The following is a 16,153-nucleotide window of genomic DNA, read 5'->3' on the forward strand; positions in this document are numbered from 1 at the left end:
GTGGGCAGCCTGGGACCATGACCTCTGACGTGACGGAATGGATCACCACGCCCATCGAGCCGCTGCTGCGCGGCGCCCTCGAGGTGGAGCGTACCGAGCACGGCCTGCTGCCGCACCGGATGCCGGCCCGGGCGCGGAAGCAGCACCCGGCGGCGCAGCTGGCCACGGTGGAGGCGCAGCCGTCCGGTGTGCGGTTGGTGTTCCGTACCCGGGCGACCGCCATCGAGCTGGACACGATGCCGACGAAGATCGTGTTCTTGGGTGGTCAGGACAGTCCCGACGGGGTGTACGACCTGGTGGTGGACGGTCGGCTGGTGGACCAGGCGACGGTGGCCGGTGGCCACGAGTTCCGCTTCGACATGCGGACCCTGTCGTCGGAGTCCCGGTCCGGTGAGCCGGGTACGGCCCGGTTCGCCGGGTTGTCGGCGGGGATGAAGGACGTCGAGATCTGGCTGCCGCACAACGAGCGCACGGAGCTGATCGCTCTGCGGACGGATGCTCCGGTGGAGGTTGCGCCGGACAGTGGCCGCCGGGTGTGGCTGCATCACGGCAGCTCGCTCAGTCAGGGTTCCAACGCGACGAGTCCTTCGGGGACTTGGCCGGCGGTGGCGGCGGCTGCGGGTGGTGTGGAGCTGGTCAATCTGGGGCTGGGCGGCAATGCGCTGCTCGATCCGTTCACGGCGCGTGCGATGCGGGATGCCCCGGCGGACGTGATCAGCGTCAAGATCGGCATCGCCCTGGTCAATACCGATGTGATGCGGCTGCGTGCCTTCGCGCCGGCTGTCCACGGTTTCCTGGACACGATCCGGGAGGGGCATCCGGACGCGCCGTTGCTGGTGATCTCTCCGGTGCTGTGTCCGATGCACGAGGACACGCCGGGCCCGACCGCGCCGGATCCTGACGGCACGGTGATGCGCTACCGGGCGACGGGTGACAAGGCGGAGGTGGCTGCCGGGAAGCTGACGCTGAGCGTGATCCGGGAGGAGCTGGCCCGGATCACGAAGGAGCGGGCGGCCGATGATCCGAACCTGTACTACGTGGACGGTCTTTCGCTGTACGGCGAGAAGGAGTTCGCGGAGCTTCCGCTGGCGGACCGGCTGCACCCGGATGCGGCGGGTCACCGTCTGATCGGTGAGCGGTTCGCGGAGCAGGTCTTCGGTACGGGGGGTCCGTTCGAGGTCCGTGCCTGATCCAGGACGTGCGTGAGGCCCGCCTCCCCCCGAGGGGAGGCGGGCCTCACACGTGTGTGTCAGTCCTCGCCGAGGTAGGCCTTGCGGACGTCCTCGTTGTGGAGGAGGTCCTGGCCGGTGCCGGAGAGCACGATCTTGCCGATTTCCATCACGTGCGCCTGGTCGGCCAGCGAGAGCGCGGCCTGGGCGTTCTGCTCGACGAGCAGGATGGTGGTGCCGGTCGCCTTGAGTTCGGCGATGGTGGCCATGATCTTCTGCATCATGAGGGGGGAGAGGCCCATGGAGGGCTCGTCCAGCATGAGCAGTTTGGGCTGGCACATCAGGGCGCGGCCCATGGCGAGCATCTGCTGTTCGCCGCCCGAGAGGGTGCCGGCGGCCTGCTTGCGGCGCTCTCCCAGGATGGGGAAGAGGTCGTAGGCGCGCTGGATGTCCTTCTCGATGCCTTCCTTGTCGGTGCGCAGGAAGGCGCCGAGCTGGAGGTTTTCGGCGATCGTCAGCCGGGGGAAGATGTGGCGTCCCTCGGGGGAGTGGGCCAGCTTCATGGAGACGATCTGGTGGGCGGGGACGCCGACGAGGGGTTTGCCGTCGAAGGTGACGCTGCCCGCGGTGGGCTTGAGGAGCCCGGAGAGGGTGCGCAGGGTGGTCGTCTTGCCGGCGCCGTTGGTGCCGACGAGGCAGACGATTTCGCCTTCGTTGACTTCGAAGGAGATTCCCTTGACGGCTTCGATCTTGCCGTAGGCGACTTTGAGGTCTTCGACCTTGAGCAGTGCGGTCACTTGGCCTCTCCTTCCGTGCTGGTGGTGCTGTCCGCGTCGGAGTCCGAGTCCGCGTCCGCGTCGGCCTCGGCGTCCGCTTCGGCCTCTGCGACCTCGGCTTCGGCCTCGGCGGCTTCTGCCTCGGCTTCGGCTTCGGCGTGGGCTTCGGCGGCTTCGACCTCGGCGACTTCTTCGTCGCCCGGTGCGCCCTCGAAGGGGGTGCCGAGGTAGGCGGCGATGACGCGCTCGTCGCCCTGGACCTCTGCCGCCGTGCCTTCGATGAGCTTTTCGCCCTGGACGAGGCAGGCGACGCGGTCGCAGAGGTTGAAGATGAAGCGCATGTCGTGCTCGATGACGAGGACGGCGATGCCCTTGTCGCGGATGGCGAAGATGAGCTCTTCGGCCGCTCGCGTCTCCTGCGGGTTCATGCCGGCGGTGGGCTCGTCCAGGAGGATGAGGCCGGGGTCGCTGGCGAGGGCGCGGGCGATCTCGAGCTTGCGCTGTTCGCCGTAGGGGAGGTTCTTGGCGAGGTGGCCGGCCTTGTGCTGGAGGCCGATGAACTCGAGGAGTTCCATGGCGCGTGCTTCGCTGGCGGCTTCGGCCTTCTTGAAGCCGGGGCCGCGCAGGAGGGCGGACCAGAGGCCTTCCTTGGTGCGGGTGTGGCGTCCGACGAGGACGTTCTCCAGCACGGTCATGTTGTGGAAGAGCCGGATGTTCTGGAAGGTGCGGGCGATGCCGGCCGCGGTGACCTTGTGGGGCGTGGGCGGCAGGACGGTGCCCTTGTAGCTGACGCTTCCCTCGGTGGGGACGTACAGCCCGGTGAGGCAGTTGAAGAAGGTGGTCTTGCCGGCGCCGTTGGGGCCGATGAGGCCGACGATCTCGCCGGCGTTGACCTTGAGGTCGACGCCCTTGACGGCGGTGAGGCCGCCGAAGCGCATGGTGACGCCGCTGGCTTCGAGCACGGTGGTCGTGGTGGTGGTGTCTGTGGTGGTCATGTCGTTCACGCCCCCGCCTTGGCGGTGGCCAGGTCCGTGGGGGCCTGGTCAGCGGTGTCGTCGTGGTACTCGAGCTGCGCCCGCTTGTTGGCGATGAGGCCTTCGGGGCGGAAGCGCATGAGCAGGATGAGGGCGATGCCGAAGGCGAGGAGCTGGTAGTCCTGGAGGAAGGCCAGCTTCGCCGGGATCAGGAAGAGGAGTGCGGCGCCGAGGATGGGGCCGCGGATGGTGCCCATGCCGCCGAGGATGACGGCGGCGAGGAGGAACGCGGAGTTCGGCGGTACGGGGCCGGCGAAGACGTAGTTCTCGGGGACGACCGTGCTGTTGACGTGTGCCTGGACGGTGCCGGCGAGGCCGGCGAGGGTGGCGCCGAGGGCGAAGGCGATGAGCTTGACCTTGAAGCCGTTGATGCCCATGGCTTCGGCGGCGGTCTCGTCTTCGCGGATGGCGACCCAGGCGCGGCCGATGCGGCTGTTGCCGGCGCGGGCGAAGACCAGCACCACCAGGGCCATGACCAGCAGCATGAGGAAGTAGTAGTTGGCGTAGGCGCCCAGGACGATGCCGCCGACGGTGTGGGACTCCCCGAAGTTCCACCCGAAGAGGTCGAGGTGGGGGATGTTGGGGATGCCGTTGGGGCCGTTGGTGATGTCGGGGCCGGAGTCGCCGTCGAGGTTGCCCATGGCGATGCGGAAGATTTCTCCGAAGCCGAGGGTGACGATGGCGAGGTAGTCGCCGCGCAGGCGCAGGGTCGGTGCGCCGATGACCACGCCGAAGATGAGCGAGGCGAGGGCGCCGACGATGACCGCTGCCCAGAAGGGCAGGTGGATGCCGAAGGCGGAGGCGGTGCTTCCGGAGACCAGGGCCGCGGCGTAGGCGCCGACGCCGAGGAAGGCGACGTAGCCGAGGTCGAGGAGGCCGGCGAGGCCGACGACGACGTTGAGGCCGAGGGCGACGGTCGCGAAGATGAGGATGTTGACCGCGATGAGCGTGTACGTGTCGCCGCTCTGCTGGATGAACGGGAACGCGATCGCGGCGGCTGCGGTGCCGAGAAGCGTGACCTGGCGGTGCTTCGCGGTGAGGTTGCCGAGCCGGTCGAAGAGGCCGGCCTTGAGGAGGGCGAAGCCCGCGAAGCCGACGGTGATCAGGTACGTGACGAAGAGCTGCGGTTCCTTGTCGTCGGTGTCGATGCCGAAGGTGACGACGTAGAGGCCGAGCGCGAAGACGCCGGTGATGATGAGGATTTCGGCCCAGGCGGGCAGCTGCTTGGCGGCGGCCGCCTTGTGGCTGTCGTCGGGGAGCTTGTGCGCGGCGAGGGCCGGGACGAGCGAGCCGGCGAGGGCGACGTAGGCGCCGGGTTCCAGGTGGGCGAAGCCGCCGAGGACCACGGCGATGGAGATGACCGTGAACCAGGTGCCGGCGAGGGTGCCGAGCGCGAGGATCCAGACGGGCTTGCGGGCGCCGGTGGGGGTGAGCCAGTGCAGGCCCTTGACGCCGAGCGCGGAGAGCGCGAAGGCGGCGGTGAGGAGTCCGGCGAGGAGGCTGAGGAACTGGATGGGCGCCGGGCTGCCGTAGTAGGTCAGGTCGCCGGGGAACTCGGAGGTCCAGGTCCAGGCGAGGAAGGCGCTGACGACGGTCAGGAGGCTGCCGCCGATGACCGCGTAGAGGAGCGCGGCGGGGGCGGGGCCCTGCTTGGCGACGGCGGTCTGCGGGGTGGTGTTGGTGGTCATGGTTCTCACGCCCGATCCGCGACGCGCTCGCCGAGCAGGCCTTGGGGCCGCACGAGGAGGACGACGATGAGGAGTACGAACGCCCAGACGTTGGACCAGGCTCCACCGCCGAGCTGCTGCATGCCGGGGATCTCTTCGATGTAGGCGATCGAGAGGGCTTCGGCGAGGCCGAGGACGACGCCGCCGACCATGGCGCCGTAGATGTTGCCGATGCCGCCGAGGACGGCGGCGGTGAAGGCCTTCAGTCCGAGGATGAAGCCCATCTCGAAGTTGATCTGGCCCTTGTCGAGGCCGTAGGCGACGGCGGCGACGGCGGCGAACGCGGCACCGATGGCGAAGGCCATGACGATGATGCGGTCGGTGTTGATGCCCATCAGCTTCGCGGTGTCGGGGTCCTGTGCGGTGGCCTGCATGGCGCGGCCGCTGCGGCTCTTGGAGACGAAGACGCCGAGGGCGAGCATGCAGAGCGGGGCGAGGATGAGGACGAAGAGGTCCGCGCGCTGGATGGCCAGGCTGTCGGTGATCTTGAAGGCGGCGCCCTTGAACTCAGGGAAGCTGACGGCCTTCTTGGCGTCCGGGTAGAACTGCCAGACAAGCTGCTGGAGCGCGATCGAGAGGCCGATTGCGGTGATGAGCGGGGCGAGCCGTGGGGCGCTGCGCAGGGGGCGGTAGGCGAAGCGTTCGGCTGCGGTGGCGACGAGGACCGAGGCGAGTGCGCCTCCGACGATCATGACGGGTATCGCGATCAGCAGGGAGGTGCCGGTCGGGAGGATGGCGTAGGCGGTGAGCGCGCCGAAGCCGCCGATCATGAAGATCTCGCCGTGGGCGAAGTTGATGAGCTGGACGATGCCGTAGACCATGGTGTACCCGATGGCGATGAGGCCATAAAGGGCACCGAGGGCAAGGCCGTTGGCCAGCTGTTGCGGCAGTTCGTGCACCGCAGGGCCTCCGATGAGCGTGTCGGATAAGACTCCGCGCGAGGGCGCGGTTTGCGCCCTCGCGCGGCTGGTTCTTTTTGAGGGGGGTCAGGCCGTCGGGACGGGCCGGACCGGGGTCCCGGCTAGCGGGAGGTGGGGATTACTGGTTGAAGGTGTCGCTCTTGACGTCGATCCACTTGCCGCCCTCGACCTTGTAGACCGTGAGCTGCTTGTTGGTGGTGTCGCCGTACTGGTCGAAGGCGACCTTGCCGGTCACGCCCTCGAAGGAGACCTTGCCGAGGGCCTCGACGACCTTGGCGCGGGCGTCGGTGGGCAGCTTGCCGTTGTTGGCGGCGACAGCGGCCTTGACGGCCTGGATGACGGCCCAGCCGGCGTCGTAGGAGTAGCCGCCGTAGGCGGCGTACGGGTCCTTGTAGCCGGCCGCCTTGTAGTCCTCGATGAACTGCTTGGCGGTGGGGAGCTTCTCGACCGGGTAGCCGATGGAGGTGGAGAGGTCGCCCTCGTTGGCCTCGCCGGAGGCGGTGATGAAGGCGGGGTCCTGGATGCCGTCGCCGCCCATGAGCGGGATGTTGGCGCCGGTCTTCTTGATCTGGTCGGCGAGCAGGCCGCCCTCGGGGTACTGGCCGCCGAAGTAGACGGAGTCGGCGCCGGAGGTCTTGACCTTGTCGGCGGTGGAGGAGAAGTCGGTCTCCTTCACGGTGACGTGGTCGGTGCCGACGACCTCGCCGCCGAGCTTCTTGAACTCGTCGGAGAAGATCGCGGCCAGGCCGGCGCCGTAGGTCTGCTTGTCGTCGACGACGAAGACCTTCTTCTTGCCGGCGTCCTTGAAGAGGTACTGGGCGGCGAACTTGCCCTGGACCACGTCGGTGGCGGCGGTGCGGAAGTAGGTCGGGAAGGGGCGCTTGAACTCGCCCTTGCCCCAGTTGTCGCCCTGGCTGAGCGAGGGGTTGGTGTTGGCGGGGGAGACCTGGGCCAGGTTCGCCGAGGCGAAGACGCCCTGCATCTGCTGGGCCACGCCGGAGTTCAGCGGGCCGACGACGCCGACGACGTCCTTGTTGCCGACGAGCTTGGTGGCGTTGGCCTGACCGGAGGCGGGGACCGCCTGGTCGTCGAGGGCCTCGACCTTGAACTCGATGCCGGGGACCTCGTTGTTCTTGTTGGCCGTCTTGGCCGCGAGGTCGACCGAGTTCTTGATGCCCTGGCCGAGGGCGGAGAGCGAGCCGGTGAGGGGAGCGTCCACGCCGATGACGACGACGGTCTTGCCGCCGGAGGTGTCCCCGCCCTTCGCCTCATCGCGCGATCCGCAGGCGGTGAGGGTCAGTGCTCCCGTGGTGATCACGGTGGTGAGGACGAGCAAAGAACGGTGTCGCACGATTCTTCCTTTCCCTGGCGCGGCTCCCTCTGTGAGGTGCCGTTCGGTCGCCGGGCCGCACTGGGATGTACAGCGGCCGTGCTGGTCGCGCCCAGCGGCGCGGTGACTGGCCGTGACTCTAGGCCCGAGGTGGTGAACACGGGGAGCAGAGAAAGGAGGATGTGACGCTCTTGTTATGCCAAGGCCAAGAATGCGTGCTTGGAGTGTGGACAAAACGGGCATTTAGTTACGTCGGTGATTGTCCGCATCCTGAGAAATACCTGTTCCCCTAAGGGGCTTGAGGCCTTCATGCACCTGTCTTAGATCGAATTCGGCCGAATGTGGCCGTGTGTGTCCGAAAGAATTCACCGGGTGGCCATTCCTAGGGGAAAAGGGGGATTCCGTATGGCATGGTCATTACGCAACGTGATCAACTGGCCTGATCCACTTGGTCCGGGTGGATCTTGCTCCGGAGTCGAAAGGGCCCCTCACCTGCGGTTCGGCGATACGGCGGCAGGTGCCCGGAAGCCGGACAGCGCACTCGGGAATCCGGTGACCCGGGTCACGTCGGGGGCTGTCGGGCCTCGGAGCTCCCCGTCGCGCCGTCCTGCTCGGCGCAGCGCTCCGCCACGAACCGGTCGATCAGCTCAAGTGCCTTGTCGCGCCCGGCTGTTCGCTCCTCGGCGCGCCCTGCGGCGACCGCGTCCTCGTGGATCGCGTACTGGTCGTTGGACAGCCCCTTCTGCTCCCAGTCCAGACCGGACCATTTGGTGCCCAGGAGGGTCTCCTTCGCCCAGTAGGACACGAGGCTGGTGCAGATCTGTGCGGGCGGGGAGGGGCTGGGGGCGGGGCTGTGCGAGCCCGCTGCGGGAGGTGGAGCGGAAGGCGAGCATCCGGTCAGCGTGCCGGTCACGGTGAGCGCCGCGAGCAGGGTGGTGGCGGCGTAGCGGACCGTGGAGCGCGGCGGTGTCCCCATGAGGGGAAGGTAGGCGGTCACCATCGGTGACACAACAGATGGGGGCGGACCGCGTGCGGAGTGGCGGATTCCGGGTGGGTGCGGGAACGAGCGCGGAGGCATGAGGGGGAGCGGGGGGAAAGCGGGCGCAGGCCCGGACACGCCGACCGTGGGGGCGGGGTCCGGGCCTGCGGCGGGCGTGCGGCGGGCCTGCGGGTGATGCGGCCGGGCGGGGCCGGGCGGGCCCTGCTTGCGCGGCCGGGCGCGGCCGGTTTCAGGCCCCGGCGCCGGCCTGGCCGGCCGCCGGGTCGGCGTCGCGCAGCAGGCAGGTCAGGCGGGCGGTGCAGACGCGCCGCTCCTGCTCGTCGCTGATGACGACCTCGTAGGTGGTGGTGGAGCGGCCGCGGTGGACGGGGGTGGCGACGCCCGTGACCACGCCTGAGCGCACGCCCCGGTGGTGGGTGCAGTTCAGGTCCACGCCGACGGCGATCTTGGTGATGCCGCCGTGCATCATGGCGCCGACGGAGCCGAGGGTCTCGGCGAGCACGGCGGAGGCCCCGCCGTGCAGCAGCCCGTACGGCTGGGTGTTGCCCTCGACGGGCATGGTGGCGACGACCCGCTCGGCCGAGGCCTCCAGGATCTTGATGTCCATGCGCTCGCCGAGGTGGCCCGCCGAGAAGAGCGAGGGCAGGTCGATGCCCAGGGCCGCGTACTCGTCGAGCACCTCTTGCGGGAACTTCACTGCGTGCTGCTCGCCCATGGGCCGGCTCCGTTCGTCAACGCTCGTTAACCATCTTGTCCTGAGGTCGTTCTATCAGGCCGGTTCGAAGCGGATGACGACGGACTTGCTCGCCGGGGTATTGCTGGTGTCCGCGGTGGAGCCGAGCGGGACCAGCACGTTCGTCTCGGGGTAGTACGCGGCCGCGCAGCCGCGGGCGGTCGGGTAGTGCACGACGCGGAAGCCGGGGGCCCGCCGCTCCACGCCGTCCTTCCACTCGCTGACCAGGTCCGTGTACGCGCCGTCGGCCAGCCCCAGCTCGGCGGCGTCCTCGGGGTTGACCATCACCACGCGGCGGCCGCCGGTGATCCCGCGGTAGCGGTCGTCGAGCCCGTAGATGGTGGTGTTGTACTGGTCGTGGCTGCGCAGGGTCTGCAGGAGCAGCCGGCCCTCGGGGACCTTGGGGTACTCCACGGGCGCGGCGGTGAAATTGGCCCTGCCGGTCTTCGTGGGGAAGCGGCGCTCGTCGCGCGGGGCGTGCGGCAGCCGGAAGCCGCCCGGGCGGGCCGCCTTGGCGTTGAAGTCCTCGAAGCCGGGGACGACGCGGGAGATCCGGTCGCGGATGGCGGCGTAGTCCCGCTCGAACTCCTCCCACGGGGTCTTCGAGGCCTCGCCGAGGACGGCGCGGGCCATGCGGGCGACGATGGCCGGCTCGGAGAGCAGGTGCGGGCTCGCGGGGGTGAGGTTGCCGCGGGAGGAGTGGACCAGGCCCATGGAGTCCTCGACGGTCACGAACTGCTTGCCGCCCTCCTGCACGTCCTTGTCGGTCCGGCCGAGGGTGGGCAGGATCAGGGCGCGCCTGCCGGTGACGGCGTGGGAGCGGTTGAGCTTGGTGGAGACGTGCACGGTCAGGGAGGCCTTGCGGATCGCGGCCTCGGTGACCTCGGTGTCGGGGGTGGCGCCGACGAAGTTGCCGCCCATGGCGAAGAGGACCTTGGCCTCGCCGTCGCGCAGCGCTTGGATGGAGCGGACCACGTCGAAGCCGTGGTGGCGGGGCGAGGTGATCGCGAACTCGCGGTCCAGGGCGTCGAGGAAGGCGGGCGCGGGCCGCTCGAAGATCCCCATGGTGCGGTCGCCCTGCACGTTGGAGTGGCCGCGGACCGGGCAGACGCCCGCGCCGGGGCGGCCGATGTCGCCGCGCAGCAGGAGGAGGTTGACGACCTCGCGGATGGTGGCGACGGCGTGCTTGTGCTGGGTGAGGCCCATGGCCCAGCAGACGATGGTGCGCTTCGAGGCCAGGATCATGGCGAGGGCGCGCTCGATCTCGGGCCGGGTCAGGCCGGTGGCCGTGAGGGTCTCGTCCCAGTCGGCTTCCTTCGCGGCGGCCGCGAACTCCTCGTAGCCGTGGGTGTGTTCGCGGATGAACGCCTCGTCGGTGGCTCCGCCCGCCTCGATGACCAGCTTGTTGAGGAGGCGGAAGAGGGCCTGGTCGCCGCCGATGCGGATCTGCAGGAAGAGGTCGTTGAGGGCGGTGCCCTTGAGCATGCCGAGGGGGGTCTGGGGGTTCTTGAACCGCTCCATGCCGGCCTCGGGCAGCGGGTTCACCGAGATGATCTTCGCGCCGGAGGCCTTGGCCTGCTCCAGGGCGGAGAGCATGCGCGGATGGTTGGTGCCCGGGTTCTGCCCCGCCACGATGATCAGTTCGGCCTGGTGGAGGTCTTCGAGGGAGACGCTGCCCTTGCCGATGCCGATGGTCTCGTTCAGCGCGGAGCCCGAGGACTCGTGGCACATGTTGGAGCAGTCGGGCAGGTTGTTGGTGCCGAACTCGCGGGCGAAGAGCTGGAAGAGGAACGCGGCCTCGTTGCTGGTGCGGCCCGAGGTGTAGAAGAGGGCCTCGTCGGGGGAGGCGAGGGCGCCCAGCTCCTCCGCGATGATCACGAAGGCCCGCTCCCAGCTGACCGCCTCGTACCGGTCGCCGCCCTCGGGCAGGTACATCGGCTGCGTGATCCGGCCCTGCTGGCCAAGCCAGTACCCGGAGCGCGCGGCCAGGTCGGCGAGCGGGTGCGCGGCGAAGAACTCCGGAGTCACCCGGCGCAGGGTGGCCTCCTCGGCGACGGCCTTGGCGCCGTTCTCGCAGAACTCGGCGGTGTGCCGCTTGTCGCCCTCGGGCCAGGCGCAGCCGGGACAGTCGAAGCCGTCCTTCTGGTTGACCTTGAGCAGGGTGCGGGCGGTACGGGCCAGCCCCATCTGCTGCTGCGCGATCTTCAGGGTGTGCCCGATCGCGGGGAGCCCGGCGGCCGCGTGCTTCGGCGGTGCGACCTGCGGTGCGTCCTGTACCGGATCACCTGCGGGCGGCTTGGTGGCCATGGCGCTCCCCTTTGAGCAGTCTTCGCGTACTGATGTCGTACACATCCGATCCTGTCACGCCCCGCCGACATCGCCGACGCCGGATTTGCCGGCCCCCCGCAGCCCGTCCGGATTTGTCGGTGGGGGCGCCTAGGATCGGGGGCGTGGCAGAGACAGCATCGAAGAAGACCGACCAGACGACCGCAGCGGACCGCCCCCGCCTGATGCTCATGGACGGGCACTCCCTGGCGTACCGGGCGTTCTTCGCGCTGCCCGCGGAGAACTTCACGACCGCGACCGGCCAGCCGACGAACGCCATCTACGGCTTCGCGTCGATGCTGGCGAACACCCTGCGCGACGAGGCGCCCACGCACTTCGCGGTGGCGTTCGACGTGTCGCGCAAGACGTGGCGCTCGACGGAGTTCCCCGAGTACAAGGCGAACCGCTCCAAGACCCCCGACGAGTTCAAGGGGCAGGTCGAGCTGATCGGCGAGCTGCTCGACGCGATGCACGTGCCGCGGTTCGCGATCGACGGCTACGAGGCCGACGACGTGATCGCGACGCTGGCGACGCAGGCGGAGGCCCTCGGTTTCGACGTGCTGATCGTCACCGGCGACCGCGACTCCTTCCAGCTCGTCTCCGAGCACACCACCGTGCTGTACCCGACCAAGGGCGTCTCCGAGCTGACGCGGTTCACCCCGGAGAAGGTCGAGGAGAAGTACGGACTCACCCCCCAGCAGTACCCGGACTTCGCGGCGCTGCGCGGCGACCCGTCCGACAACCTGCCCGGCATCCCGGGCGTCGGTGAGAAGACCGCCGCCAAGTGGATCACCCAGTTCGGGTCCTTCGCGGAGCTCGTCGAGCGGGCCGAGGAGGTCAAGGGCAAGGCCGGGCAGAACTTCCGGGACCACCTGGAGGCGGTCAAGCTCAACCGCGTCCTGACCGAGATGGTCAAGGACGTGGAGCTGCCCAAGACCCCGGCCGACCTGGGCCGCCTCCCGTACGACCGGTCCGCGCTGACCGGGGTGCTGGACGTGCTGGAGATCCGCAACGCCTCGCTGCGCGAGCGGCTGCTGGCGGTGGACCCGGGCGCGGCCGAGCAGGAGGCCGCTCCGGCCCCGGCGGCCGGTGTGGAACTGGACGGGAGCGTGCTGGGCGCGGGCGAGCTCGCGCCGTGGCTCGAGGCCCGCGCGGGCACGCCGCTCGGCATCTCCACCGTCGACAGCTGGGCGCTGGGCCAGGGCAACATCAGCGAGATCGCGCTGGCCGCCGCCGACGGGCCGGCCGCCTGGTTCGAGCCGTCCGAGCTGGACGAGGCCGACGAGCGGGCCTTCGCGGCCTGGGCCGCCGATGCGGCGCAGCCGAAGGTGGTGCACAACGCCAAGGGCCTGATGCGGGTCTTCCCCGAGCACGGCTGGACCCTCGCGGGCGTCACCATGGACACCGCGCTCGCCGCCTACCTGGTCAAGCCGGGCCGCCGCTCCTTCGCCCTGGACGTGCTGTCCAACGAGTACCTGCACCGCGAGCTGGCCCCGGCCGCCGCCGACGGGCAGCTGGCCTTCGGCGCCGACGAGACGGCCGAGGCGGAGGCGCTGATGGCGCAGGCCCGCGCCGTCCTGGACCTGGGCGAGGCCTTCACCGGCAAGCTCGCCGAGGTCGGCGCCGTAGAGCTGCTCCACGACATGGAGCTGCCGACGTCCGAGCTGCTGGCCCGGATGGAGCGCTCCGGCATCGCCGCCGACCGCGACCACCTGGAGGCCATGGAGCAGCAGTTCGCGGGAGCGGTGCAGCAGGCCATAAAGGAGGCGCACGCGGCGGTCGGCCACGAGTTCAACCTCGGCTCGCCCAAGCAGCTTCAGGAGGTCTTCTTCGGCGAGCTGGACCTGCCGAAGACCAAGAAGACCAAGACCGGCTACACCACGGACGCGGACGCGCTGGCCTGGCTGGCCACGCAGACCGACCACGAACTGCCCGTGATCATGCTGCGGCACCGGGAGCAGGCCAAGCTCCGCGTCACCGTCGAGGGCCTGGTCAAGACCATCGCCGCCGACGGCCGGGTGCACACCAGCTTCAGCCAGACCGTCGCCGCGACCGGCCGGCTGTCCTCCACCGACCCCAACCTGCAGAACGTGCCGGTGCGCACCGACGAGGGCCGCGCGATCCGCCGCGGCTTCGTCGTCGGCGAGGGCTTCGAGTCCCTCATGACCGCCGACTACAGCCAGATCGAGCTGCGCGTGATGGCCCACCTCTCCGAGGACGAGGGCCTGATCGAGGCCTTCGCGACCGGCGAGGACCTGCACACCACCGTCGCCTCCCAGGTGTTCGGCGTGGAGCGGTCGCAGGTCGACGCCGAGATGCGCCGCAAGATCAAGGCCATGTCGTACGGGCTCGCGTACGGGCTGTCCGCGTTCGGGCTCGCCCAGCAGCTGAACATCGAGCCCGCCGAGGCGCGCGGCCTGATGGAGACCTTCTTCGAGCGCTTCGGCGGCGTCCGCGACTACCTCCAGCGCGTCGTGGACGAGGCCCGCGCCACCGGCTACACGGCGACCGTCTTCGGCCGCCGCCGCTACCTGCCCGACCTCAACAGCGACAACCGCCAGCGCCGCGAGGCCGCCGAGCGGATGGCGCTCAACGCCCCGATCCAGGGCACCGCCGCCGACATCGTCAAGGTCGCGATGCTGCGCGTGGACCAGGCGATCGCCGCGGCCGGGCTGAAGTCGCGGATGCTGCTCCAGGTCCACGACGAAATCGTGCTGGAGATCGCCCCGGGCGAGCGCGAGCGGGTGGAGGAGCTGGTGCGCCGCGAGATGGGCGCCGCCGTCGAGCTCCGGGCCGCGCTGGACGTGTCCGTGGGCGTCGGCACCGACTGGGAGTCCGCCGCGCACTGACCCGCCCGCGAAACGCGGCACCGGACGCCCGTCCCCGCTACGCGGTGGGGACGGGCGTTCGCGTCTCGTCCGGCGCAGGGGCGCGGTCGCCGCGGTGGCGGACCCGTACGAGGACCCCGTACAGCAGCAGGGCCACGGCGAGGCCGCCGCCCGCGCCGAAGCAGACGGTCGGGATGATGTCGAGCGGCGTGCGGATCCGGTCGAAGAAGGTGAAGAAGCGGATCACCCGCATCGTGACCCCGGCCGCCACGCACAGCACGAGCAGGGCCAGCGCACCGCAGACCTCGACGCGTGTCAGCACCGGCACCGACGCGGGGACCGGGGAGGGCGGCAGCCGGCGCAGGGCGGTCGCCGCGAACCAGCCGAGGGCGCAGGCGGCGACCGCCGAAGTCCCGTACTGGAGGTAGGAGTAGAGGGGCAGCCCGAAGGCGATCGGCTCACCGAGCGCGGGCAGGGCGTTCGTGCCCCAGCGGTCCAGGTGCGTGAAGCTGTCCCACACGACGTGCGTGAGGGAGCCGACGACCGCCGAGAGGTAGAACCAGAGGCCGAGCGACAGCAGTTGGCGCCCCTGCCAGTGCTCGCCGCGCACGAAGGCGTGGACGCGGCCCCGCCAGGCGCGCGGCAGCAGCGCGATCAGCGGCTCGCGCAGCAGCAGCCAGCACGCGACGAGGGCGGCGGTGAGCACGGCATCCGCGGTGAGCACGCCGACCAGGGAGTGCGTGAAGGCGCCGTACGACATGACCCCTTCGACGACCGCGTCGGCGAAGTAGAACGTGTCCGGCGCGAACGATCCGAGGACCAGCGCCGAGGCGACCAACGGCCCGCGCGCCCGCCCGGTCCGGCGGACGGCCGGAAGGACGGCGGCCGCGTGGCTGAGGGTGAACGGCATGGCACTTCTCCTGGATCTTGTCGGTCCGGCCAGTATGCGCGACCTGCACAGGACGTGGGGATGCGGTGAATTCCACCCCGCCGTGCGTGCCCCGTGCAGGGAGTTGACGTAGGGTCACGCCGACGTCGAGGGGGAGGGGTCCGGCTCATGTCGACTCGAATATGCGGACGCAGGCTGCGCAGGGGCGCGGCGGCAGCCCTGGTCTGCGCGCTGGTGGTCGCCGCGGTGACCGCCTCTCAGGGCCCGGCCGGCGGTCGGCCGGAACGGATCTCCGCGGCGGGGGAGCAGGGCGCAGCGCCCCTCCCGGACGCCGCGGCCGGAGGGGACAGCTCCTACTTCACCGCACTCCCGCCGCTGGTGAGCCCCGAGCCGCCGGCCGTCGTACTGCCCGACGGGCAGCCTTCCGCCCCCGCCGGGCAGACGGCGGCCGAGACCGCTCCCGTGCCCGTTCCCGCGGTGGCGGATGCGGGTGCGGGTGCGCAGGGGATCCCCGCGAGCGTGCTCGCCGCGTACCTGCGGGCGGAGAAGACGGTGGCGCAGGACGACGCCCGCTGCGGACTGCGCTGGCAGCTGCTCGCGGCGATCGGCAAGGTCGAGTCCGGGCAGGCGCGCGGCGGCCGGGTGGACGCCTCCGGGACCACGCTGCGGCCGATCCTGGGCCCCGTGCTCGACGGCAACGGCTTCGCGAACATCCCGGACACGGACGGCGGGGCGTACGACGGGGACGCCCGGTACGACCGGGCGGTCGGGCCGATGCAGTTCATCCCCTCCACGTGGGCGGCCTGGGGCCGGGACGCGGACGGCGACGGGCGGCGCAACCCGAACAACGTGTACGACGCGGCTCTCGCGGCCGGCCGGTACCTGTGCGCGGGCAGCCGGGACCTGCGGGTGGAGGCCGACCTGGACCGGGCGGTGCTCTCGTACAACCACTCCGCGGAGTACCTGCGGACGGTGCGGTCCTGGTTCGCGTACTACCTCAAGGGCACGCACGAGGTCCCGGACGCGGGGGGCGCGCCCGCACCCGCGGTGACACCGCCGAAGCCGGACCCGAAGCCGACGCCGAGTCCCACGCCCACCCCCTCACCGGACCCGAAGCCGACTCCCACGCCCGGTCCGAAGCCGACGCCCACGCCGACCCCCACCCCGACGCCGACCCCCACCCCGACCCCGACTCCTACGCCCACCCCCACGCCGACGCCGAGCCCCACGCCCACGCCCACGCCCACCCGGACTCCGACCCCGTCTCCCACACGGACGCCGACGCCGACGGCCACGCCGACGGCGAAGCCCGCGCCCACGCCGTCCGCGTCCCCCTCCGCCTCCCCGTCTCCCACGCCGGAGGCGACCGGCCCGGGGGAAACCCCGTAGTCGAACGGTTCTCATCTCGCGTCCGCATTGCTA

The 16,153-nt window shown here is 70.5% G+C and carries 12 protein-coding genes; 3 read left to right on the forward strand and 9 right to left on the reverse strand.

What is annotated here, in order from left to right; translation table 11 throughout:
* Positions 1-17: 17 nt before the first annotated feature.
* Positions 18-1,190: a GDSL-type esterase/lipase family protein gene (locus tag ACIPUC_RS30635; protein ID WP_446593641.1), complete on the forward strand. Its 1,173-nt coding sequence runs from the start codon at positions 18-20 to the stop codon at positions 1,188-1,190.
* Positions 1,191-1,249: 59 nt separating this feature from the next.
* Here ACIPUC_RS30635 and ACIPUC_RS30640 read toward each other — a convergent pair whose 3' ends face one another.
* The 8 genes from ACIPUC_RS30640 to ACIPUC_RS30675 all read right to left on the reverse strand — a co-directional run bounded on the left by ACIPUC_RS30640 (position 1,250) and on the right by ACIPUC_RS30675 (position 10,996).
* The gene (locus ACIPUC_RS30640) at positions 1,250-1,966 is read right to left on the reverse strand and encodes an ABC transporter ATP-binding protein (protein WP_446593642.1); all 717 of its coding nucleotides are present in this window, start codon (positions 1,964-1,966) and stop codon (positions 1,250-1,252) included.
* The gene (locus ACIPUC_RS30645; RefSeq protein ID WP_446593643.1) at positions 1,963-2,940 is read right to left on the reverse strand and encodes an ABC transporter ATP-binding protein; all 978 of its coding nucleotides are present in this window, start codon (positions 2,938-2,940) and stop codon (positions 1,963-1,965) included. Before ACIPUC_RS30645 ends, ACIPUC_RS30640 begins: the two co-directional genes overlap by 4 nt.
* 5 nt (positions 2,941-2,945) lie before the next feature.
* Positions 2,946-4,667, reverse strand: a complete 1,722-nt coding sequence (locus ACIPUC_RS30650; RefSeq protein ID WP_446593791.1) for a branched-chain amino acid ABC transporter permease — start codon at positions 4,665-4,667, stop codon at positions 2,946-2,948.
* A gap of 5 nt (positions 4,668-4,672) precedes the next feature.
* On the reverse strand, positions 4,673-5,605 hold the full coding sequence (locus tag ACIPUC_RS30655; RefSeq protein WP_362583512.1) for a branched-chain amino acid ABC transporter permease: 933 nt from the start codon (positions 5,603-5,605) through the stop codon (positions 4,673-4,675).
* A gap of 139 nt (positions 5,606-5,744) precedes the next feature.
* Complete coding sequence (locus tag ACIPUC_RS30660) at positions 5,745-6,977, reverse strand: branched-chain amino acid ABC transporter substrate-binding protein (protein WP_446593644.1); 1,233 nt, start codon at positions 6,975-6,977, stop codon at positions 5,745-5,747.
* 541 nt (positions 6,978-7,518) lie between these two features.
* A complete protein-coding gene (locus tag ACIPUC_RS30665) occupies positions 7,519-7,932 on the reverse strand; it encodes a hypothetical protein (protein WP_446593645.1) in 414 nt (137 codons plus the stop codon).
* A gap of 253 nt (positions 7,933-8,185) precedes the next feature.
* Positions 8,186-8,671 (reverse strand): PaaI family thioesterase, encoded by a 486-nt coding sequence (locus tag ACIPUC_RS30670; protein ID WP_446593646.1) that lies wholly within the window; start codon positions 8,669-8,671, stop codon positions 8,186-8,188.
* A gap of 54 nt (positions 8,672-8,725) precedes the next feature.
* Entirely contained in the window at positions 8,726-10,996 is a 2,271-nt protein-coding gene (locus ACIPUC_RS30675) for an FdhF/YdeP family oxidoreductase (protein WP_446593647.1), read from the reverse strand.
* Between the two features lie 143 nt (positions 10,997-11,139).
* Between ACIPUC_RS30675 and polA the strand changes: the two genes are divergently transcribed.
* A complete protein-coding gene (gene polA / locus ACIPUC_RS30680; RefSeq protein ID WP_446593648.1) occupies positions 11,140-13,863 on the forward strand; it encodes a DNA polymerase I in 2,724 nt (907 codons plus the stop codon).
* Positions 13,864-13,900: 37 nt separating this feature from the next.
* On the opposite strand, the gene ACIPUC_RS30685 is transcribed toward polA, so the two are convergent.
* The gene (locus ACIPUC_RS30685; protein ID WP_446593649.1) at positions 13,901-14,752 is read right to left on the reverse strand and encodes a DUF4184 family protein; all 852 of its coding nucleotides are present in this window, start codon (positions 14,750-14,752) and stop codon (positions 13,901-13,903) included.
* Between the two features lie 147 nt (positions 14,753-14,899).
* Between ACIPUC_RS30685 and ACIPUC_RS30690 the strand changes: the two genes are divergently transcribed.
* Entirely contained in the window at positions 14,900-16,120 is a 1,221-nt protein-coding gene (locus ACIPUC_RS30690) for a lytic murein transglycosylase (RefSeq protein WP_446593650.1), read from the forward strand.
* Positions 16,121-16,153: the final 33 nt, after the last annotated feature.

It is taken from the genome of Streptomyces sp. LARHCF249, assembly GCF_052871255.1.